Genomic DNA, 21,601 nt, shown 5'->3' on the forward strand with positions numbered 1-21,601 from the left:
CGTGAGAGAACTAAAAGTAGAGCTGGGCAGCCGTTCCTATCCGATTTATATCGGCAGCGGTCTTCTGAATGATGTCGCTGAATACTTTCGCAAGCAGCATTTGCCGGACAAATCGCCACACTTGATCGTCACAGACTCTTCCATAGAAGCGCTTCACTTGGATCGGGTTGTTGCAAGACTGCAGGATGGTGGATACCGGGTCACTCCGTTCATCGTGCCTTCGGGGGAAAAGTCCAAGTCGCTGGAAATGCTGAATGACATCGTCACGGCAGCACTCGAAGCGGGGCTCGACCGGCATTCCGCTATTATCGCCTTTGGCGGCGGCGTTGTCGGTGATTTGGCCGGCTTTGCGGCGGCCAGCTTTATGCGGGGGGTTCGCTTTGTGCAAATCCCGACAACAATTTTGGCGCATGACAGCAGCGTCGGCGGGAAGGTGGCCGTTAACCACCACATGGCCAAGAACATTATCGGCGCGTTTCATCAGCCGCAGATGGTGCTTTACGATACGGATACGCTGCTCACGCTTCCTCCTCGGGAGGTTCGCTCGGGACTTGCGGAGGTTGTCAAGCACGGTCTCATTTGGGACGAAGCTTTCGCCGAATGGTGCGGAGAACATGCGAAGGACCTGCTGCAGCTGGAGCCCGAAGCGCTCCAGCATGCTTTATATCATGGCTGCCGGGTGAAATCGATTGTGGTCTCCCGCGACGAAAGAGAGAACGATCTTCGAGCGATTCTCAATTTAGGCCATACGATCGGGCATGCGCTCGAGGCCGTTGCAGGTTATGGGGAGCTGCTGCACGGAGAGGCGATTTCTATCGGCATGGTCGGCGCTGCGAAGCTGGCGGTTCGGTTTGGCCATCCGGCGTCGATTTATGAAACGACAAAACGGCTTTTAAAGAGCGTTGAGCTTCCGGTCCGTCTGCCGCCTCATCTTGATACAGATGAGATCATGAAGGCGATGATGCATGACAAGAAATTCAAGCATGGAAATATGGTGTTTATTATTCCGACAGCCATCGGACAAGTGGAAATCAATCCGGATGTGCCGACGGAATGGGTGAGAGAAACGGTAGAGGAATTGAAACGGGAGGCGTAGAGCATGATGGTAAGGGGAATTCGCGGGGCAATTACGGTGGAGCGCAATGCAGAGGAGGACATTTTACAGGCGACCTCACAGCTGCTTGACGAAATCGTGCAGGCCAACGGAGTCGTGCCTGATGAGATCGCTTCCGTTTTTATTACGGTAACCCACGATTTGGATGCGGCGTTTCCGGCAGGTGCAATCCGTAAACTAAGCGGTTGGGAGCTTGTTCCGCTGATGTGTTCGATGGAAATTCCGGTGCAAAACAGCCTGCCAATGTGTATAAGGTTTATGGTAATGGTGAATACAACCAAAGGACAGGATGAAATCAAGCATATTTATATGAACCGGGCCAAGGCGCTTCGGCCTGATTTATCCAAAGAGGCAAAATAAGGTTGACGCGTTACCGCAGCTTTTGTATAGTGATATAAGAATAGTTGAGTGAAGAGCAGAGCAGAGTTGAGAGAGTTTTGGAAGTGAGCCGAGTAGAGTTCTTATGATGCGAAAGCCTATGTTTCGCAAATCCATTGGTGAATGACGTGAAGCTGCATGTGTTTCCATGCTTATTTGCGTATTTGTCAATTTCTTATTCGGACTGGACTTATCCGCCTCTACGCCCTGCGTAGGGGCTTTTTCGTTTTCTGCAGCTGCTGCGATGCTCGTTCAGTATAAGAATGTTTCAGGACCTAAGGAGGCCGTTTCGTATGTATACGCCCGATTTGAACGAAGTAAAGCGATTGTCGGATCACTATAATCTCATTCCGGTCGTCCGCAGCGTGCTCGCGGACACGGAGACGCCAATACGCGTGTTCCAGCATTTTCACGAGGAGTCGCATGCCTTTCTGCTCGAGAGTGTAGAGGGCGGTGCGAAATGGGCGCGTTATTCGTTCATCGGCTTTGATCCGTTCATGAGTTTGCGCGGGAAGCAGGGTACGATCGAGGTGGAGAGGGACGGCCGCAAGCAGCTGCTGAAGGATCAGCCTTTGGAAGGGCTTAAGCAGCTGCTGTCAGAATACCGCAGTCCGGCACTTCCGAATCTCCCGCGGTTTACCGGAGGGGCGGTTGGTTTCTTCGGATACGATCTGCTTCGCTATTACGAGCGGCTGCCTTCCCATCCGGCCGACGATATGAATATGGACGATTTGAATTTTATGTTTTGCGATCAGGTGATCGTATTCGACCATCTGAAGCAGCAGATGCTTGTGGTAGCGAATGCGCACATCCCGGAAGGAGCCGGAGCCGAGCAGACGGAGGAAGCGTATGCGGAAGCGTGCGCCAAAATCGACCGCACGATCGAGAGGCTTCAGGCGCCCGTAGCTCCGGCAATTCCGTCGCGGGCCGTTCCGGCAGATGCAGACATCCACTTGGATGATATGCGTTCCAACTTGACTAAAGAGCGCTTCCTGTCAAACGTGGATCAAGCCAAGGAATATATTCGCGCCGGCGATATTTTTCAAGTGGTGCTGTCCCAGCGTTTTGAGCTGGATACGACCGTGTCTCCGCTGCATGTGTATCGGGTGCTGCGCACGGTGAATCCTTCCCCTTACATGTATTATTTGAAAATGGGGGAGGAGGTTATCGTAGGCGCCTCGCCGGAGCTGCTTGTCCGTGTCGAAGAGGGCCGCGTGCATACGCGACCAATCGCCGGTACAAGGCCGCGCGGAGCAACGCCGGAGAAGGATGCTGAGCTTGAGCGGGAGCTTCTGGCCGATGAGAAGGAACGCGCGGAACATCTGATGCTGGTCGATTTGGGGCGGAACGATATCGGGCGGGTTTCGGTTCCGGGCTCTGTTCGCTGTGACACCTTTATGGAAATTGAGCGTTACTCGCATGTAATGCACATTGTTTCGCATGTATCCGGCGAGCTGCGTGAGGATCGTGATTTCTTTGATGCGTTTCTCTCCTGTCTTCCGGCTGGAACGGTATCGGGTGCACCAAAGCTGAGAGCGATGGAGATCATTGCCGAGCTTGAAAAGGAGGCAAGAGGCGCCTATGCCGGAGCAATCGGTTACTTGGGCTTTTCGGGCAATCTCGATACATGCATTACGATTCGCACGATAATTTTTAAAGAAGGAAAAGCTTATGTACAGGCGGGTGCCGGCATTGTATGGGATTCCGTGCCCGAGAATGAATATATGGAAACCGTGAACAAAGCAAAAGGAATGCTCAAGTCGATTCGCGCGGCGGAAATGATGTTTACGAGGGATTCGCAGTCCGCGGGCAAGGTGAATCAGGATTATTATTAAACTTGGGGATAGATCGGAGGGAAACGTATGGCAACGAAAACGCTGACCCAGCAGGCGATTAACGCGATTGTGGAAGGATCGGATTTGGAGCGGGACATGTCTCGTCAGGTCATGACGGAAATAATGGATGGAGTCGCAACACCGGCACAGATCGGGAGCCTGCTGACAGCACTCCGGATGAAGGGGGAGACGATCGACGAAATTACCGGCTTTGCCGAAGCGATGCGTCTGAAAGCTCCCAGAGTACAAACGGTCCGGGATGATTTGCTCGATACCTGCGGAACGGGCGGCGACGGGGCGGGGACCTTTAATATTTCAACGGCTTCGGCCATCGTCGCGGCGGCAGGAGGCATTCGCGTAGCCAAGCACGGCAACCGCGCGATGTCGAGCCGCAGCGGCAGCGCCGATGTGCTGGAGGCGCTCGGTGTTAACGTCGGTCTCGGACCGGAGCAGGCGGCTCACTGCTTGGAAAAGCTTGGTCTTTGCTTTATGTTCGCTCAGGTGTATCATCAATCCATGAAGCATGCCGCGGGTCCTCGCCGGGAACTGGGCATCCGAACGGCGTTTAATTTACTTGGTCCGCTTACGAATCCGGCCGGCGCCGACCGCCAGCTGATGGGCGTATTCGATCAGAAAAAGACGGAGCTTGTCGCTCATGTCATGCGCGAGCTCGGCGTCCGCAGAGCTATGGTCGTTGCCAGCGATGACGGCATGGATGAAATCAGCATTTCGGCACCGACAGTGGTAACGGAGCTGAAGGAAGGGGCGATTCGCACCTATAAGCTGACTCCGGATGACCTTGGACTCCGCCAGTATCCGGTGGAGGAGATTGCCGGAGGCGATGCGGAGGATAACGCCGAGATTATTCGCGCCGTGCTGCAGGGAGAACGTAATGCCTGCCGTGAGGTGGTTCTGGCGAATGCAGGCGCCTGCTTCTTTGTAACAGGAGCGGCGGGGACGCTGCAGCAGGGGGTTAAGCTTGCAGCCGAAGCCATCGATTCGGGGAACGCGATGCGCAAGCTGGAGGACCTTATTCAGTTGACGGGGGAAATGGCTCATGTATCTTGATCGAATTGTTGCCGATAAGCAGGAAGAGGTTAAGGAATTAAAGGAAAGGGTCACCTCGGCGGAGCTGGAGCGCCGAATTGCCGGGCTGCCGGCATGCCGGGGCTTTGAGCGGGCGCTGCATGATCGGAAGCGCGGAATGGGGCTGATCGCTGAGGTGAAGAAAGCATCCCCCTCAAAGGGATTGATTCGCGCAGATTTCGATCCGGTGACCCTTGCTCAAGCTTACGAGAGGGCCGGAACGGATTGCATATCCGTGCTTACCGACGTAAAGCATTTTCAAGGCGCGGCGGACTACTTAACATTGGTAAGAGAGGCGGTTAAGGTACCGCTTTTGCGCAAGGATTTCACCATTGATGAAATGCAGGTGCTGGAGGCGAGAGTGATCGGTGCTGACGCGATCCTGCTCATTGCCGCAATTCTTACGGATGCACAGCTTAAGTCGCTCCACAGACTGGCGAAAGACATCGGCATGGATGTGCTGGTCGAAGTGCATGACCGCGAAGAGCTGGAGCGCGTTTTGGAGCAGGATGTATCGCTCGTTGGAATTAATAACCGCAATTTAAAAACCTTCGTTACGGATTTGGCGGTAACGGAACAGCTCATTCCGATCATCCCGAAAGGGAAAATGGTCGTCAGCGAAAGCGGGATTTCAGCTCCTGCGGAAATAAACCGGCTTTATGACGCGGGCTCGCGCGCCGTGCTGATCGGCGAGCATTTTATGCGCCAGCCGAATGTAGAAGAAGCGGTGTTTTCGCTGATGGGGCCGCTTGCTTCAGAGCGGAGTGGAAGCTGATATGCCGAAGGTGAAAGAGGCTTCGGATTCAGCGCGGCCGACGGTGAAAATATGCGGCATCCGTCATCCCGAGATTCTCGAGACACTGACGGAGCTGCCGGTTGACTATATTGGCTTTGTTTTTGCGGAAAGCAAGCGAAGGGTGACGGCCGAGCAGGCCGGAGAGCTCACGCGGCTGCTTCGTTCGGCAGGAAAGGCTGCCGGGGAGGAGCAGGCGTCGGTCAAGGCTCACGGGGCGGATGAGGCTTCCGGGTCACGTGTGCCGAAAACCGTGGGCGTGTTCGTCAATCCGGCGTACGAGGAGCTGCTTCACGTGATCGACACGGCGGGCCTCGATATTGCACAGCTCCACGGAAGCGAGCCGCCGGAATTTTGCAGCAGGGTAAAGCAGGCACGGCCATCTGTGCGGCTTGTAAAGGTGCTGCCTGTACAGCTTGGGGATACCGAACTCCTTACGGAGGAAGCGGTGGAGGCACAGCTGGCTCCTTATGCAGCGGAAGTGGACGGATTTATGCTGGACACCCATGATCCAGTGACGCACGGAGGAACCGGACAGGCTTTTTCCTGGGATAAAATCCCTCCCTATTTACATTGGTGCCGAAGCAGGGGCATCCCGCTATGGGTAGCCGGAGGACTGCATGCAGACAATGTCGCCGGGCTGATTGAAGCCTACGGCCCCGATGGGGTCGATGTGTCAAGCGGTGTGGAAACGGACGGCGTGAAGGATAAAAGCAAGGTCAAACAATTTGTTGAAAGGGTGAAGCGGGCGTGAGTCTAATGAATGTGCCGGACGAGCAAGGACGATTTGGTAAATTTGGCGGTAAATATGTGCCGGAAACGTTGATGAATGCTCTGGAGGAGCTGGAGCAGGCGTTTCGCCATTATATGAAGGATGAGTCCTTCCTGAACGAAATCCAAGAGCTGCAGCAGCAGTTTTCCGGGCGGCCGACACCGCTTTATTATGCAGAGCGGCTTAGCGAGCATTTGGGCGGCGCGAAAATTTATTTAAAGCGCGAGGATCTGAACCATACCGGCGCGCACAAAATCAACAATACGATCGGCCAAGGCGTTCTTGCCAAGCGTATGGGCAAGAAGAAGGTCATCGCGGAAACCGGCGCGGGACAGCACGGGGTAGCGACGGCGACAATCGCTGCGCTGCTTGGCCTCGAATGCAAGGTGTTTATGGGCGAGGAGGATACGAAGCGCCAGCAGCTTAACGTATTCCGTATGAACCTGCTTGGTTCTGAAGTTGTTCCGGTAACGAGCGGGACGCGGACGCTGAAGGATGCCGGCAATGAGGCGCTGCGTTATTGGGTGGCCAACGTGCACGACACCTTCTACATTCTTGGCTCGGTTGTCGGCCCGCATCCTTATCCGATGATGGTCCGCGACTTTCAGCGTGTAATCGGTGATGAAGCGCGCAAGCAGTCGCTTGCGCAGTGCGGTCGTCTTCCGGACGCCGTAGTCGCCTGTGTTGGCGGCGGAAGCAACGCGATCGGCATCTTTTATCCGTTCGTCGGAGACGAGAGCGTCCGATTAATTGGCGTTGAAGCTGCCGGCAAGGGCGTGGACACGGAGCAGCATGCGGCAACGATGTCAAAAGGACGGCCGGGCGTGTTCCAAGGCTCGATGAGCTACCTGCTGCAGGATGAGTACGGCCAAGTGCAGGAAGCGCACTCGATTTCAGCCGGACTCGATTACCCGGGCATCGGGCCTGAGCACTCGTATTTGAAGGATACCGGCCGGGCCGACTATGTGCCGGTTACGGATTCCGAGGCGCTGGAGGCTTTGCAGCTGCTTAGCCGCAAGGAAGGCATTATTCCTGCGCTGGAAAGCGCGCATGCGATTGCGCATGTGCTGAAGCTGGCCCCAACGATGAGCCGCGATGAGATGATCGTGGTAAACTTGTCCGGACGCGGCGACAAGGACGTCGAATCGATTATGAGGTATTTGGGAGGGAACGCAGGTGTCTGAGAATCGTATTGATCAGGCGTTTGAGCGGCTTCGGGCCGAGAATGGCACGGCGCTCATTCCGTTTTTGACGGTCGGCGACCCCGACGTGGATACGACCGTAGAAATTTTGCAGGAGCTGCAAAAAGCCGGCGCCGATATGATCGAGCTGGGCGTCCCTTATTCCGATCCTCTGGCGGACGGTCCGGTGATTCAGCGCGCTTCGCTGCGTGCGTTACAGCATCGGATTCACGTGGTCGACTGTATTGGTGTTGCCAGCAAGGCACGCCAAGCAGGGGTAAGCTTGCCGTTTATCCTATTCACTTATTACAACCCGCTGCTTCAAGTAGGCTTGGAGCGGGTGTTCGATCTCCTTGTTGAAAATGACATCTCCGGCTTAATCATCCCGGATCTGCCAATCGAGGAGGATGCGCCGGTGCGAGAGCTTGCTCAGCGGCACAACATACATTTGATTCCGCTCGTGGCGCCGACATCCAATACGCGAATTTCCAAAATTGCTTCCCAGGCGGCTGGTTTCGTATATTGTGTATCCTCACTCGGGGTAACGGGCGTTCGTTCGCAGTTTTACGAAGGTATCCAGGAGTTTATCGCCTCGGTGAAGGCGGCTACGCATTTGCCTGTCGGCATCGGCTTCGGTATTTCCAGCCGTGAGCAGGCACAGCAAATGAGCGAAATCGGCGACGGAGTTATTGTGGGCAGCGCGATCGTGCGCCAAATTGAAGAGGTGCTGCCGCTTCTGGAAAACCCGCAAACGAAGCAAGAAGGCCTTCGCCAAATTTACGAATTCGTTAAGCAGTTTAAAGTGTAAAAGCTTCCTATCTGTCCTAATATGAGTTCACTAACCATCGTATTACCTATTCGTAGTAAACGTAAAGCGCATTCCTCTAAGGGGTGCGCTTTTTATGTCTGTAAAGCACCACAGCGAATCGTTAGGGAATAAGTATATTTAGGAATATTTGTCAAGAAGATTATAATTGTTTTTAATGATAATGCAGACGCAACCTATTATGTTTATACTTTTTTTAATATAGGAAATCAGAACCAGATTTATTATTTTATACAAGGCAGGAAGGGTGGGGCGAAGATGAACTTTCCTAGGCTAAGCGACAACCAGCTGTGCCAAGTGTACTTTGATGCTACCTTCGTCGGATGTGAACCTGATTTTATCGACCTCCTTGTTTCCGAACTTCTCCGGCGAGGACAAATGGAGGGGAAATTATGTCCTCTGCTTGTGGAAACTCTTACCAAAACAATGCCGGATGGCCGTTGTACGGATTCCAAAACGCGTTAAAGAAAGGTAAGCCGAAGGTCTCGGAGCCTCGCCTACTTTCTACCATTGCTCACTCTGCTGTAACCACTATTCAAACTCTAAAAGGGCATCCATGTCTTCCGCATGGGTGTCTTCTTGTTTATATCGGCGTATTTCGCAGTGACAAAGCTAACAGAAGAAGAAATTATGTTCGCATATCCTTTACAAGTAGCTGTAAAAAAAACATCAGAGGGATGTGCATACGATGAAACAGAGACTATGGCCATTACATATGCGGGGAAAGCTGACGCTGTTATTTGTCGGTGCGATTTTGTCGTTAATTGTGATCGTTAGCTTTGTAGCCTATCAGCAAATAACCAAAGGGATGAAGCAAATATATGAAGAGCGAGTTAAAGCGGTTTCGCAGCTGGGCTATAATTGGCTCGACCGACAATATCCGGGCAACTGGAGTGTAAGGGATGGAAAGCTGTTTAAAGGTGATTTTGAAATGAATGGAAATGATGATTTTGTTGATTCGATGTCGAGCATTACCGGGGGAACTGTGACGATTTTTCTTGGGGATACACGAATATCGACAAATGTGAAACTCAATGGGGAGCGTGCGGTTGGGACCCAAGCTGATTCGAAGATTACAGATGTTGTATTGAAAACAGGGGAGTCCTTCCTTGGTGAAGCAGATATCCTTGGGAAAAAGCATCTAACCTTGTATCGGCCGATTAAGGATGGAACGGGTACCATTATTGGCATGTGGCTTGTCGGCCCGACAATAGATGCGATTCAAAGCCACGTCCGAGTCATTTTAATAGAAATTGTGCTTGCCATGCTTTTAACTGGGCTACTGTTTATCGCTGCTATTGTGCTTCTTGTGCGCAGAGTGATTCGCCCGCTTCTGCTGGTGAATGCTCAAATGGCCGAAATTGCTGACGGTGAAGGGGATTTAACGAAAGAGATTCATATCCGCAGCAAGGATGAAGCGGGAATGCTTGCTCTTACCTTCAACCGCATGCTCGGCAGCCTGCAGCTAATGATTCGGCAGGTAGACATTACTGCAAAGCAGGTGGCCGCTTCTTCTGAACAGCTGCATGCCGGCGCGGAGCAAACAAGCCAAGCGACAGAGCATATCGCCGGGGCGGTTCATGAGGTGGCGAACGGCGCGGAGCAGCAGGTGCGAAGTATTGAAGAAAGCGCGGCCGCAATGAAACGCATGGCGGAGGATGTAATACAAGTAACCGGCCGTTCGGAGGAGGTAAGCGTCAACGCTGAAGAAGCAATGAAGCGGGCAGGAGCGGGGGTTACTTCTTTAGAGGCAATGAATGAACATATGCGGTTCATTGAAGCGAAAATCAGCGGTTTATCTTCATCCATAGAGAAACTGACGGAACGCTCCGCGGCCATTGGGCGAATCGTTGATGTGATTTCGTCCATTTCACAAGAAACCAATTTGCTGGCTTTAAACGCTGCGATAGAATCGGCGAGAGCGGGGGAGCACGGCTTAGGCTTTGCCGTTGTTGCCGGCGAAGTCAGGAAGCTGGCGGAGCAGTCGGCCAAATCCGCTAGAGAGATTTCGGAGCTTATTTCTTCAACCCAAGAAGACACGCAGCAGGTTTCCGCTTCTATGCTGGAGGCGGCAAATGAAATCCAGGGCGGGTCCCATTACGTTCAGCAGGCGAATGAATCCTTCCAAGCGATACAGAGCAGTGTTCATAAAGTCGCTGATCAGCTTTCAGATATTCGTACATTTATGAAACAAATGACGGACCAGACAGGACAGGTAAACCGTTCTATAGAGCTTATAGCTGGTACTGCATTATCGGCTGCGGAAAGTTCGCAGCAGGCTTCAGCGGCAACGCAGGAGCAGCTGGCGGCCATGGAAGAGGTATCGGCTTCATCGGCTTCGCTTGCGGATTTGGCCGGTGAGCTGCAAAGGCTAACCGCACGGTTTAAGGTATAGCCGCCAGAATGGAGTCAGAGGTACCGTCGCTGCGCAAAAATATGTCTTAACATTCAACGTGAAGTATGAGACAATGGACCATAGCGCTTTAACGCGACAAATTAGAAGAGGGGATCGCCATGCAGCCAAAATCGAATATCGTCCATTTGCCGGTGTATCAGCCGGGAAAACCGATCCATGAGGTGAAACAGGAGCTCGGATTAACGGAGGTTATAAAGCTTGCCTCGAATGAAAATCCGTTCGGCTGTTCGCCGAAGGCGAAGGAGGCGATCGTCAAGCATGTCGACCAGGCCCATGTTTATCCGGACGGAGCAAGCGTTGAGCTAACGAAGGCGCTGGCGCAGCATCTTGGCGTACAAACGAATCAAATTATTTTCGGGGCCGGCTCCGATGAGGTCATTCTGATGATTGCCCGCGCTTACTTTGTGCAGGGCGATGAAACGATCATGGCGGACCGGACGTTCCCTCAATATAAGCATAATGCTGAAATTGAAAATGCTTCGGTTATCGAGGTTCCTTTGAAAGATGGCGTACATGATCTGCCTGCGATGCTTTCTCGCGTAACGCCAAAAACGAAAGTGGTTTGGATTTGCAATCCGAACAACCCGACCGGCACGATCGTGTCTCATGAAGAGGTTGTTGATTTCCTTAACAAAGTGCCTTCCCATGTGCTTGTTGTGCTGGATGAGGCTTATTACGAGTATATCGTTTCCGCAGAGTACCCGCGCAGTCTAGAGCTGGCGGAGAAATATAAAAACGTAATCGTGCTCCGCACATTCTCGAAATGCTACGGTCTGGCCTCGCTCCGTATTGGCTATGGCATCGGTCATCCCGATGTGATTCATACGATTAATCAAGTGCGCGAGCCGTTTAATACGACCGGCTTTGCACAGGCTGCCGCATTGGCTGCTGTTCAGGATCAAGCATTTGTCGAAGATTGCCGTAGAAAAAATCATGAAGGTCTGCTCTATTTAACCGAGCAGTTCTCGCGCTTGGGCCTTGCTTATTATCCTGCGCATGGCAATTTTATTTTGGTAGATGCGAAGCGTGACGCAAAACTGGTCTATGAAGGATTATTGCGTAAGGGGATTATCGTGCGTGGAGGACATACGGCCTCGATCGGTTTCCCAACATGTTTCCGTGTGACGATCGGCAGCAAGGAAGAAAACGAGAAATTTATTAGTGCGTTGGAACAAGTGCTTGAGGATGTGGCAGAGCAGGTATGACCAAAATTACAATCTACGGAGTAGGGCTGATCGGCGGCTCGCTCGCCCTTTGCTTTAAGGGCAAGCCTGGTTTTCATGTTGTCGGTCATTCGTCCAACCCAGCTTCCGTAGAAAAATATGTCAAACGGGAGGTTGTTGACGAAGCGACAACCTCGTTCGAGGCAGCGGCGGAAGGCGCGGATTTTATTTTCCTTTGCGTTCCGGTCGGCTTGCTTGAATCGTACCTGCAGCGTTTGGCGGAGCTGCCGCTTCGCCCTGGCTGCATCATTACCGATGTCGGCAGTACAAAGGCGAATATCGCGCATTGTGCTCAACAAATTCAGCTTCCTGAAGGTGTGTGCTTTATCGGCGGCCATCCGATGGCTGGTAAAGAGCAGTCGGGGGTGGAAGCAGCTACTTCACTGCTATATGAAAACGCCTATTATGTGCTGACTCCGGATCAAGCAACACCACCGGATGCAATCCAGCGTCTTCAAGGTCTGCTTGCTCATACAAGGGCAAATCTGGTGACGATGGATCCGCAGAAGCATGACGATATCGTAGGGGCAATCAGCCATTTGCCGCATATTATCGCGGTGGCGTTAGTAGGACTGGTAGCGCGGTATAACGGAGAAAATGGGCTTCATGAGCAGCTGGCAGCAGGCGGCTTCCGCGATATCACGAGAATCGCCTCGAGCGATCCGATCGTATGGCGTGATATCCTCTTGAGCAATCGGGATGTCATGCTCAGGCTGCTTCAGGATTGGAATCGTGAAATTGCCGATTTCGTCCGTGTATTGGAGCAGGGGGATGGCGAGGAGATTATCCGTAAGTTTACGGAATCGGGCGACTTCAGGCGGAAGCTTCCGGAACGCCGGAAGGGCATCATCACCGCCCAGTATGACCTCTATGTAGACATCCCCGATCATCCGGGGGTCATTGGAAGGATTGCGTCGATTCTTGGCGAGCATAAGATTAATTTGCGCAATATTCATATCATGGAGAGCAGGCTCGATGTGCCGGGGGTATTGCGTTTATCTTTTGCGGATGCGGAGGACCAGGAACGGGCGGTGCCGCTGCTGAAGCAGCTTGGCTACGAAGTCAATCTTTAACGAATATGAACCTGACGCCGTACTACTCGATAAGGTAGTACGGCTTTTTGATTTTCCTCCCCCTTAAATCACTCGAGCCTGTTTCGTATCCAGACTGCAACATCACCACACCACATTGCGTTAGTTAGTGGAGAAGGCAGCGAGAGTGAAGGAGGAATGTGTTCATGAGACCTTGGTTAATGTTATTAGTGGTCATCTGCTTGGCGCTGGGAGGCTGTAGCGGTTTACAGCCTGCTTCAACTGTGAATGATCCGGCTTCGTTTGAAAGAGAAGAGGATGCCAAACAGGTAATTCAGGACACGGTGTCCAAGGCGATCGCGGCCTTACGGGACCAGGATGAGCAAGCGCTGGCCTCGCTGACGCATCCGAAGGAAGGCGTCCTTTTTTCCCCGTATGCCTACGTAGAGCCGAAGAAACAGATTACGTTCCAATCTGAGGATTGGGCTGGGGCTTTTACGGATCAAACCAGGAAAGCTTGGGGGCATTACGCCGGAAGCGGCGAACCGATTGAGCTGACGTTTGCCGAGTATTACAACAAGTTTGTTTACGATCATCCCTACTCAGAAGCAGAGCATATTAGCTACAATCGGACGATGGGCAAGGGGACGACCACCAACAACCTGTTCGAGCTCTATCCTCCTGAACAACACATTACGGTCGAATACCATTTTCCCGGCTTTCAAAAAGAGCTAGAGGGCATGGATTGGGCAAGTCTGAGGCTGGTCTTTTCGGAAGTTGAGGGGAGCTGGTACCTCACTGCCATTTGCCATGATCAGTGGACGATTTGAAGAATACGGATGATGAGCCATATAAACCGCGTTCAGCTTAGAACACAACAACAGGGTGAGAAGCTGAACGCGGCCTCCATGAACGTTTCGAAACATTTAAGAAAGCGCTTAAAAATTTTTGTTGACATTTTGAAAACGGATACATATAATAAAAGTACAGTATGGTTTCTCTCCACTCCTATCCGAAACTTGCACTAAATCAGTGCAGCCTGCCATTTTTAATGGCGGGCTTTTTTTTTGGTTTTTTAGCATCTTTTTGTTGGATGGCCATACAATGAATGTTGGTGAATTCCAATTTTTTGAAGTGGGTCGAATAAAGAAGGATTTTGACGATTCATAAAGAATGTTTATAGACGATTTCTCGTAGGAGAAAACATTTTTTCCGCCGTGAGCGCAACTTTTTCATCCCAGTTCGGTACTTATTACTAGAACGGCTGGGAACACCTGCTGCGGCAAGGAGGGTCGTGTAGATGACCGATTCCCAGTTGATCCGTGAAATTAAAGACGGCAATGTCCAGATGTATAAAGAGCTGGTCAAACGGTATGAACGCAAAATTTTAGCGTTTATTTTCCATATGCTCAAAAGCGCACATATGGAAATGATGGCGGAGGATTTGTGCCAGGAAACCTTTTATAAGGCGTATCGAAGCTTAACAACCTTCCGGGAAGTCGAGGCTTCTTTCTCTACCTGGCTGTACACGATCGCCAGAAATACCGTGCTCAGTGAGCTTCGCAAACAGAAGGCGACGAGTGTCTCCCTTGAAGAGGGCGTTCCAGTTCCACAGACGGAAATCGGAGCGCTGCCGGAGCAGGCGGCGCTGCGGGGCGAGAAGGTTGGGATGGTTCGGGCGGCGATTAACAATTTGCCGGAGAAGCAGCGTTCAGCCCTTATTCTGCGAGAATACGATCAGCTTGACTACCAAGAAATTGCGGATATTCTCGGACAAACGGTAAGCAGTGTGAAGTCTCTACTGTTTCGGGCGCGTGCCAGCGTGAAATCTCAGCTGGAGCCGTATTTCTCCGAGCCGGTGTTCGAGGAATTCGAGTACTCGAGAAGCACGAAGGGATGAATGATAATGAAATGCAGCGATGTGACGGAACTGTTCGGCGATTATTGGGATTTGCCGCGCGATGATTTTCGCAGGCAGGCGGTCGACGAACACGTAAAGCGCTGCGCTTCTTGCGCGGAAGAATTTGAAATATGGCGGGAGAGCAATGAACTGATCCGCTCAACGGGCGGTTTCGAGCTGCCGCTTGAGCAAACCGGAGCTTCTGTTTCAATGGGAGTTATGGATCGGATCTATGCCGATGAGGGATGGCGTGTTCCGGTACAGGAGCGGGTGTTCGCCATTCCGCGGAAGCTGCGGCTGCGCATCATGGGTGTGGTTGCATTTAGTTTGGCGTTGTTTTTGTTCAGCTTTATTTATTCGTTTACGTTCCAAGAGCCTGTCGATGAGTTTCATATTTTTAGCGCGGATACGTCGGGTTTGATGCCGGTAGCCAATGCACTTGGCGAAGCCAAGGTAAACCAACTGGCCGCCTCGGGAATGAAGGGTGTGCCTGTCGCTTCGCTTAGCGATCCTTTTATTCTAAAAATGGGTTCGGTTACTTATCATCCGAATTACGTGCTGGCTTGTTCCTTCCTCGGTTTAGTAGGGGCACTGCTTATCCTGAACTGGTTTGCCAGAACGAGAAGCTAGGATGAATAAGCAGGAAATGACTCGGATCGGCTTTGTCAGGCACGGACATACCGATTGGAACGGAGCCGGACGGCTTCAGGGTCATCGGGATATTCCATTGAACGAGAACGGTAAGAAGCAGGCGCAAGCGATTGCCGCAAGATTTACTGCTGGTGATTGGGATCTAATCGTCTCCAGCGACTTATCCCGGGCAAAGGAAACCGCAGCGAAAATTGCGGAGCGGCTTGGCATCTCAGTGGTATATGAAGATGAGAGGTTGAGGGAGCGGCATTACGGTCCGTTGGAAGGAACCACAGCGGAGGAGCGGTTGGAACGCTGGGGCATCACCGGATTTCCGGAGGACCCGGCATACGGGGTAGAATCCAATGAATCGCTTGGCGAACGAGGCTGGGCATGCGTAAACGACTGGAGCCGGAATCATCCGGGAAAATCGATCCTATTCGTATCACACGGCGGAACGATCCGGATGATGTTTTCCATCCTGATGGGCGACCCGGAATTGAGAGGGCCTGACAACACATCGTTAAGCGTGATCAAGCGCGGGCCGAAGGGTGATGTAATCCTTTTATACAATTGTATCTCGCATTTAGACTAGAGCTTTCCAATTTGGAAGGCTCTTTTTGCTGTACATAGGAATAAATTTCCTCTAACTCTCCCATAATGGTTACTAGCTTACAAAAAAGACGTTACCATTTTTGTGGCAAGGGGGGCTTTACCATGAACCTGGCCGATATGCTGAGTTTTGCGGATATTCACCAGTTAAGCCGAATTGCGGATCATTACGAGTGCGAGTGCAGTTCTCATTCGAAAAACGAACTGATTCAAAACATTTTGAGCAGGATGAGCCGTAAGGAAGTGTTTGAGCAAAATCTATTGAACCTCACGATCGAGGACATACGCTTCTTAAATTCGCTGTTATTTGATCCGCGGCAGTCGTTCAGCTTGGAAGAATTAACCGCACGCGCATCGCAAAGCCGGTTCGACAAGGAAAAAGACGAGAAATGGAATCCAAGAGAGGTTATTACGAAGTTTCGCCATTATGGTTGGCTGTTTAACGGGCATTCCCATCACACCAAGTATTTGTTTCAGCTGCCGGAAGATTTAAAGCAGCGATTCGAAGGAACGCTGGCCCGCCATTTTGAGCAAAAAATTCATTTGCTGGACGGGGAACCGGGGGCTTACCGGGATGAACAGGGACTTCTTGCTGAAGACATCTATCAATTTTTACACTATTTATATCAGCAGGAAGTCGATGTTACCGCGGAAGGAACGATGTACAAGCGCTCGCAGCAGCACATCATGGACAGGTTTGCTGTGCGGGAGGAATTGGTCGGCAGAGTCGGCGTACGATTTGGTTATGGACGAAAATTTAAGGATTATCCGAACCGGTTTTCTTTTATCTACGACTACTGCTACTACAACCACTTGATTCAGGAGAACGGCCTGAAGCTCACGCTCACTGAACTTGGAGCCGAACGCATACAGAGCGGGCGCAAAGAGGATGTTCTGGACATTTACAAGTTTTGGCTGCGCCTTTACAAGGGGCCGGTTCCCAATATCGCATCGATTGTCCATTGGGTAAATCGGCTGTCCACATCGTCGTGGATTGCGCTTTCTTCCATCATGGAGGTGCTGCTTCCGCTAGTGAAGCCGTTCTATTACGATACCCAAGAATCGGTATTTCAACTCCGGATTTTGCAAATGATGATGCATCTTGGATTACTGCGCATCGGTGAGGATGAGTCGTCCGGCACGGTGATTAAGATGACGAAGCTGGGAAGCAGCATTGTACGCGGCGTGTATGTAGCTGACGAAGAACGAATTGAAATACCAGTTGACAACGGATAGAAGCTTTTGTAAAATCACTCCAATTTCCGTGAGCGTCAAGTCGATTAAAGGAATTGGCGCAACGAATAGAGGAGCGGTTGAAATATGGAATATCCGTTTCAAGGCACGTACCCTAAGATTCATCCGAGCGTATACAACGCGCCGGGATCGCGGATCGCGGGCGATGTAACGGTCGGCGAGCTTTCATCCATCTGGTTTAACGCTGTACTGCGGGGAGATTTGGCGCCGATTGTAATCGGCAGCCGCGTGAACATTCAGGACTTGGCGGTTGGACATGTGAACACGGATCAGCCGCTTATCGTTGAGGATGATGTATCCGTTGGCCATAGCGCCATTATTCACGGCTGCACGATAGGCAGAGGTACATTAATTGGGATGGGGGCGATTGTCCTTAACGGAGCGGCAATCGGCGAATATGCTTTAATAGGAGCAGGTTCGCTCATCCCGGAAAATAAAACGATCCCTCCCTATACCCTTAGTCTAGGTAGTCCGGCCAAAGTGGTCCGGGAATTAACGGAAGAAGATTTGCAGCGGATGAAGCGGACGACAGCCAATTACGTAGAAAAGGGCAGGCAGTTTCAGTCGGAATTCCGGATGGGTCAATGAACTTTCTAAATCGCTGATCAACGGGAGAGAGTGCTTCTCTCGAAGATTTGGAGGTAGATCCCATGGAACGCAAAATCATAGTTAATGAGGCTGTGAACAGTCTAATGGCGGAAATGGTGCTGGACGAAGCGATTCGCCAATACAAGCAGCGGCAGCTGTACCGGGAAATCGACGCGGCACTCTCCAATAAGGACAAAGCGGCGTTTCTAACATTAACTTCAGAATTGAAGAGCTTAATGTCCACTGCATAATGCTTCGAGGCGATCGAAATGCATAAAGTAAGGTTCGGCCTGTTCCCAAAATGAAGAGTTCTAAAACCGGAGCCTGTCAGAGGAAATCTTTGATCTACGGCTCCGGTTTTTTTATTTCGTGCTCCCTTTCAAGCCAGTGCGGTTGCGTTTCAAAGCGGGCAATTGTAAAATTGAGCACAGATTGTTGGTATGATTTTGTTGAGGAGTACAAAGAATGAAATTTAGCGACATTTCACAAGAGCAATGGGACGAGCTTCAGCCTTATCTGGATACTTGCGTGCTGCCTGTAACAGCGCTGCGGGGGAATGAAGCTCCATACGAAACAACGGCCGCATTAGAGCGGCTGAGAGACCTTCTTGATACGCTGGAAATCCCGTATAAAGGCAGAGTCGTTACATATCCGGCGTTTCATTATGCCGATTCGGTACAGGCCGACATCGAAGCACTTTCACGTACGGCCCTGCGATTAAAGGAAGAACAATTCCGTTATGTGATTGTGGCGTGCTTGGATGAAAGCTTCAAGAATTATGAGCTTGATGGGGTTGATTTGATTCTGATTCCGGGGGATCCGACACGGGAGACCGTTGAAGCGCTGTGGCGTTCACAGTTGTGACAAAATCGTAACATTTTTCGGCATCCCTGCGGAGAGGCGAGTTTGAGCTCCTGCTTCTTTCTTGACGCTATATGAGGCGTAAGCTATTATAAGTAATGTCCTAGTATGTCGAAAACGTGTTCTCCTTGAGAACGTAAGCATATCAGCAAGAAAAGGGGGTAACAGAATGAGCGACAATCACCGCGAACATGGATCGGAAGAACGTAAGCCGCTTAAGAAGGAAATGTCCAGACGTCAATTCCTCTCTTATACGCTCGGCGGGGCGAGTGCCTTTATGGCTGCCGGCGTTACGATTCCGATGCTGCGTTTCGCAGTCGATCCAATTTTGCAGCCGAAAGCGGAAACTGACTTTGTAAAAGTAATCGAAGAAAACAAGATCACGAATGAACCAAAATCGTTCACGTTCCAAATCCATCAGGTTGATGGATGGTACGAGAGCGATCCGGAAGTATCGGCATGGATCGCAAGAGGAGATGACGGTAAAGTCTTCGCACTGTCTCCAGTTTGTAAGCATCTTGGATGCACAATCAACTGGAACACCGATCCTGCGGCCTCCCAGCAGTATTTTTGCCCTTGCCACGGCGCGCACTATTCCAAGGACGGTAAAAACCTTAACGTTGCGCCGGCGCCGCTTGACGAATACACAGTCAAGATTGAGAACGGTTTTGTGTATCTCGGCGGGCTGACTAAAAATACAAGATTATAAGGGGGGCGTAAAAACAGATGTTAAAGAGTGTATACAACTGGATCGACGAACGTCTGGACATTACGCCGATGTGGCGGGACGTTGCCGACCATGAGGTTCCGGAGCACGTCAACCCTGCGCATCACTTCTCGGCGTTTGTATACTGCTTCGGCGGTTTGACGTTTTTTATCACGGTCATTCAAGTGCTGTCCGGCATGTTTTTGACGATGTATTACGCGCCGGATATCGTAAATGCTTATGCCAGCGTTGACTACCTGCAGCATAAAGTAGCGTTTGGCGTTATCGTGCGCGGCATGCACCACTGGGGCGCAAGCCTAGTTATCGTAATGATGTTCTTGCATACGCTTCGCGTATTTTTCACCGGTTCTTATAAAGCGCCTCGTGAAATGAACTGGGTTGTCGGCATGCTGATCTTTATGGTCATGATGGGTCTTGGCTTTACAGGATACCTTCTGCCATGGGACAACAAAGCATATTTCGCAACGAAGGTTGGTATCGAAATTGCCGCTTCCGCACCTTTCATTGGTGAATACGTCAAGACGTTCCTGCAGGGGGGTTCTATCGTCGGCACACAGACGCTTACTCGTTTCTTCGCGCTGCACGTGTTTTTCCTACCTGCCGTACTGCTCGGTCTCCTGGCGGCTCACTTCTTTATGATCCGCAAACAGGGCATTTCGGGACCGCTATGATTCTAATTTAAGGAGGGCGGCTTCGTGGCACACGGTCATGGACATGATCCTAACGAAAAAATTGTTTACGTAGGCGACTCACGTGTACGTAAAAATACGAAAGTGCTTCTTCCGGCGGACTATACCTCCTTCCCGGGCAAATCGGAAGCCTTTATCCCGAATTTCTTGCTGAAGGAATGGATGGTCGGCTGCGTTGTGTTAGTCGGCATTCTTGCGCTCGTTATCTCTGAACCGGCTCCGCTTGGTTATCCGGCGAACCCGACGAATACAGCGTTTATTCCGATGCCGGACTGGTATTTCTTATTTATGTACCAGCTGTTGAAGTACCCGTATACATCCGATGCATTCGTTGTACTCGGAACGCTAGGTATTCCAGGATTGATGTTCGGTGCTTTGACACTGGCTCCATTCTTGGATACAGGCAAAGAACGCCGTTTCTATCGCCGTCCAATTGCTTCCTCTCTTATGTTCTTGACGCTTGTAGCGGTCATTTACTTAACACGCGTTTCCTGGGCTCACTACCAGGAAGAGCTGAAAATTAACGGAATCGTTCCGGAACATATTGAGCGTGAACAAAAGATGGAAGAAGCCCGCAAGAACGGTGAGGAATTTGAATCGCCGAAGCCGGCTGGAGCGGCGAAAGAACAAGCGGTAGCCATCGTGGATGAAAGTAATCCGGCAATGGAGATTTACAAAAAATCCACTTGCGTACAATGTCACTCGCCAGATCTTAAGGGTATGGCAAATGCTGGAATCCCTGCGCTTCGCGGTGTTGGCGATAAGTTCTCAAAGGACGAACTTGTTACACTGATGAAGGATGGCATTGGCAAGATGCCTGGAAAGCAGTGGGAAGAAAGCCTCAAGAAAGGCTTGACTGATGCCGACATGGATGCTTTGGCAACCTGGCTGGCAGCACAAAAAGCCGAGAAATAAAATATTACAATCCAAAGGAGAACCTTGAAGGTTCTCCTTTTTTACAAGGTGAATGTTGTGAAGACGATGATATCATATTTGTTTAGCCGTTCTTTTCTACTGCATCCTGCTTTTCTGTGGGCCATGTTTGTGAGTAATGCTTTAGGTACCTGGTACGGATATGAATGGTACCGGCTCCAGCTCATCGATACGTGGCAGCATTATGCGAAATGGCTTGTCTGGTTTGTGCCGGATAGTCCGACAGCGAGCCTTTTCTTTACGCTATCACTCGTTTATTTGCTGATCGAGCAGCACCGCAAAACTCCACTGCAGCATGGACCCGCAGGACGGGTAATCAGAGGGTTGATTGAGGCGCTGGCGATCGTTACCTCAGTGAAATATGGGATTTGGGCGGTTGCGATGATTGTCGCTTCTGCAGCACAGGGTGAGCCTTTAGTATGGGAGCATTACATGCTGATTGCATCCCATTTAGCGATGGCTGTCGAGGTGCTTTTGTATGGAAGATTCTACTCCTTTACCCTGCCGACGGTAGCAGTGGCAGCGGTGTGGACAATCACGAATGACTGGATCGATTACACCTTCGGTGTGTTTCCTTGGCTTTCTTCTGTCCTGCATGACGACCTAGGTGTGGTCTCGCTGTTCACGGTTTCCCTAGGGATACTCGGAGTGGCCTGTGCAGTCGTTCTTTATTGGACAAAATCAAAAAACAGCTTCTAAAAACGGACATCCCTCCATAAGATGCTTTCTAGGGGGGATGTCCGAATGTTTTC

Annotated in this window: 24 protein-coding genes; all 24 read left to right on the plus strand. The window is 51.2% G+C overall.

The window, feature by feature from the left end; genetic code table 11:
* Window position 1 precedes the first annotated feature (1 nt).
* Window positions 2-1,096, plus strand: a complete 1,095-nt coding sequence (gene aroB / locus GQS10_RS04400; protein WP_166239380.1) for a 3-dehydroquinate synthase — start codon at window positions 2-4, stop codon at window positions 1,094-1,096.
* 3 nt (window positions 1,097-1,099) lie between these two features.
* On the plus strand, window positions 1,100-1,474 hold the full coding sequence (aroH, locus tag GQS10_RS04405; protein WP_166239382.1) for a chorismate mutase: 375 nt from the start codon (window positions 1,100-1,102) through the stop codon (window positions 1,472-1,474).
* Window positions 1,475-1,785: 311 nt separating this feature from the next.
* Window positions 1,786-3,327: an anthranilate synthase component I gene (gene trpE / locus GQS10_RS04410; protein ID WP_166239384.1), complete on the plus strand. Its 1,542-nt coding sequence runs from the start codon at window positions 1,786-1,788 to the stop codon at window positions 3,325-3,327.
* Between the two features lie 27 nt (window positions 3,328-3,354).
* Window positions 3,355-4,395: an anthranilate phosphoribosyltransferase gene (gene trpD / locus GQS10_RS04415; RefSeq protein ID WP_166239386.1), complete on the plus strand. Its 1,041-nt coding sequence runs from the start codon at window positions 3,355-3,357 to the stop codon at window positions 4,393-4,395.
* The gene (gene trpC, locus GQS10_RS04420; RefSeq protein ID WP_166239388.1) at window positions 4,385-5,188 is read left to right on the plus strand and encodes an indole-3-glycerol phosphate synthase TrpC; all 804 of its coding nucleotides are present in this window, start codon (window positions 4,385-4,387) and stop codon (window positions 5,186-5,188) included. Before trpD ends, trpC begins: the two co-directional genes overlap by 11 nt.
* A gap of 1 nt (window position 5,189) precedes the next feature.
* Window positions 5,190-5,960, plus strand: coding sequence for a phosphoribosylanthranilate isomerase (locus tag GQS10_RS04425; RefSeq protein WP_166239390.1), 771 nt, complete (start codon window positions 5,190-5,192; stop codon window positions 5,958-5,960).
* 5 nt (window positions 5,961-5,965) lie between these two features.
* Window positions 5,966-7,162 (plus strand): tryptophan synthase subunit beta, encoded by a 1,197-nt coding sequence (gene trpB, locus GQS10_RS04430; RefSeq protein WP_166239558.1) that lies wholly within the window; start codon window positions 5,966-5,968, stop codon window positions 7,160-7,162.
* A complete protein-coding gene (trpA, locus tag GQS10_RS04435) occupies window positions 7,155-7,967 on the plus strand; it encodes a tryptophan synthase subunit alpha (RefSeq protein WP_166239392.1) in 813 nt (270 codons plus the stop codon). Before trpB ends, trpA begins: the two co-directional genes overlap by 8 nt.
* Before the next feature lie 276 nt (window positions 7,968-8,243).
* Window positions 8,244-8,450, plus strand: a complete 207-nt coding sequence (gene sda, locus GQS10_RS23770; protein ID WP_166239394.1) for a sporulation histidine kinase inhibitor Sda — start codon at window positions 8,244-8,246, stop codon at window positions 8,448-8,450.
* A 223-nt stretch (window positions 8,451-8,673) separates the two neighbouring features.
* Window positions 8,674-10,380: a methyl-accepting chemotaxis protein gene (locus tag GQS10_RS04445; RefSeq protein ID WP_166239396.1), complete on the plus strand. Its 1,707-nt coding sequence runs from the start codon at window positions 8,674-8,676 to the stop codon at window positions 10,378-10,380.
* 119 nt (window positions 10,381-10,499) lie between these two features.
* Window positions 10,500-11,606, plus strand: a complete 1,107-nt coding sequence (gene hisC, locus GQS10_RS04450) for a histidinol-phosphate transaminase (RefSeq protein ID WP_166239398.1) — start codon at window positions 10,500-10,502, stop codon at window positions 11,604-11,606.
* Entirely contained in the window at window positions 11,603-12,697 is a 1,095-nt protein-coding gene (locus GQS10_RS04455; RefSeq protein ID WP_166239400.1) for a prephenate dehydrogenase, read from the plus strand. The genes hisC and GQS10_RS04455 overlap by 4 nt, the downstream gene beginning before the upstream one ends.
* A gap of 164 nt (window positions 12,698-12,861) precedes the next feature.
* Entirely contained in the window at window positions 12,862-13,485 is a 624-nt protein-coding gene (locus GQS10_RS04460) for a hypothetical protein (RefSeq protein ID WP_166239402.1), read from the plus strand.
* A gap of 470 nt (window positions 13,486-13,955) precedes the next feature.
* Entirely contained in the window at window positions 13,956-14,555 is a 600-nt protein-coding gene (locus tag GQS10_RS04465; protein WP_166239404.1) for an RNA polymerase sigma factor, read from the plus strand.
* 6 nt (window positions 14,556-14,561) lie between these two features.
* Complete coding sequence (locus GQS10_RS04470) at window positions 14,562-15,185, plus strand: zf-HC2 domain-containing protein (RefSeq protein WP_166239406.1); 624 nt, start codon at window positions 14,562-14,564, stop codon at window positions 15,183-15,185.
* A 1-nt stretch (window position 15,186) separates the two neighbouring features.
* Window positions 15,187-15,780: a histidine phosphatase family protein gene (locus tag GQS10_RS04475; RefSeq protein ID WP_166239408.1), complete on the plus strand. Its 594-nt coding sequence runs from the start codon at window positions 15,187-15,189 to the stop codon at window positions 15,778-15,780.
* Window positions 15,781-15,902: 122 nt separating this feature from the next.
* Complete coding sequence (locus GQS10_RS04480; protein WP_166239410.1) at window positions 15,903-17,033, plus strand: hypothetical protein; 1,131 nt, start codon at window positions 15,903-15,905, stop codon at window positions 17,031-17,033.
* 84 nt (window positions 17,034-17,117) lie between these two features.
* Complete coding sequence (locus tag GQS10_RS04485; RefSeq protein ID WP_166239412.1) at window positions 17,118-17,639, plus strand: gamma carbonic anhydrase family protein; 522 nt, start codon at window positions 17,118-17,120, stop codon at window positions 17,637-17,639.
* Between the two features lie 62 nt (window positions 17,640-17,701).
* The gene (locus GQS10_RS04490; RefSeq protein WP_166239414.1) at window positions 17,702-17,890 is read left to right on the plus strand and encodes an IDEAL domain-containing protein; all 189 of its coding nucleotides are present in this window, start codon (window positions 17,702-17,704) and stop codon (window positions 17,888-17,890) included.
* Between the two features lie 214 nt (window positions 17,891-18,104).
* Window positions 18,105-18,503 carry a DUF2487 family protein gene (locus GQS10_RS04495; protein WP_166239416.1) on the plus strand — a complete coding sequence of 133 codons (399 nt, stop codon included), beginning with the start codon at window positions 18,105-18,107 and terminating at the stop codon, window positions 18,501-18,503.
* Between the two features lie 166 nt (window positions 18,504-18,669).
* Window positions 18,670-19,209 (plus strand): Rieske (2Fe-2S) protein, encoded by a 540-nt coding sequence (locus GQS10_RS04500; protein ID WP_243734947.1) that lies wholly within the window; start codon window positions 18,670-18,672, stop codon window positions 19,207-19,209.
* A 17-nt stretch (window positions 19,210-19,226) separates the two neighbouring features.
* Window positions 19,227-19,898 (plus strand): menaquinol-cytochrome c reductase cytochrome b subunit, encoded by a 672-nt coding sequence (gene qcrB / locus GQS10_RS04505; protein WP_166239418.1) that lies wholly within the window; start codon window positions 19,227-19,229, stop codon window positions 19,896-19,898.
* 24 nt (window positions 19,899-19,922) lie between these two features.
* Window positions 19,923-20,831, plus strand: coding sequence for a c-type cytochrome (locus GQS10_RS04510; RefSeq protein WP_166239420.1), 909 nt, complete (start codon window positions 19,923-19,925; stop codon window positions 20,829-20,831).
* A gap of 123 nt (window positions 20,832-20,954) precedes the next feature.
* Window positions 20,955-21,548, plus strand: a complete 594-nt coding sequence (locus tag GQS10_RS04515; RefSeq protein ID WP_243734948.1) for a DUF1405 domain-containing protein — start codon at window positions 20,955-20,957, stop codon at window positions 21,546-21,548.
* The last annotated feature ends 53 nt before the right edge of the window (window positions 21,549-21,601 follow it).

It is taken from the genome of Paenibacillus turpanensis (assembly GCF_011421635.1).
GTDB classification, from domain to species: domain Bacteria; phylum Bacillota; class Bacilli; order Paenibacillales; family YIM-B00363; genus Paenibacillus_AK; species Paenibacillus_AK turpanensis.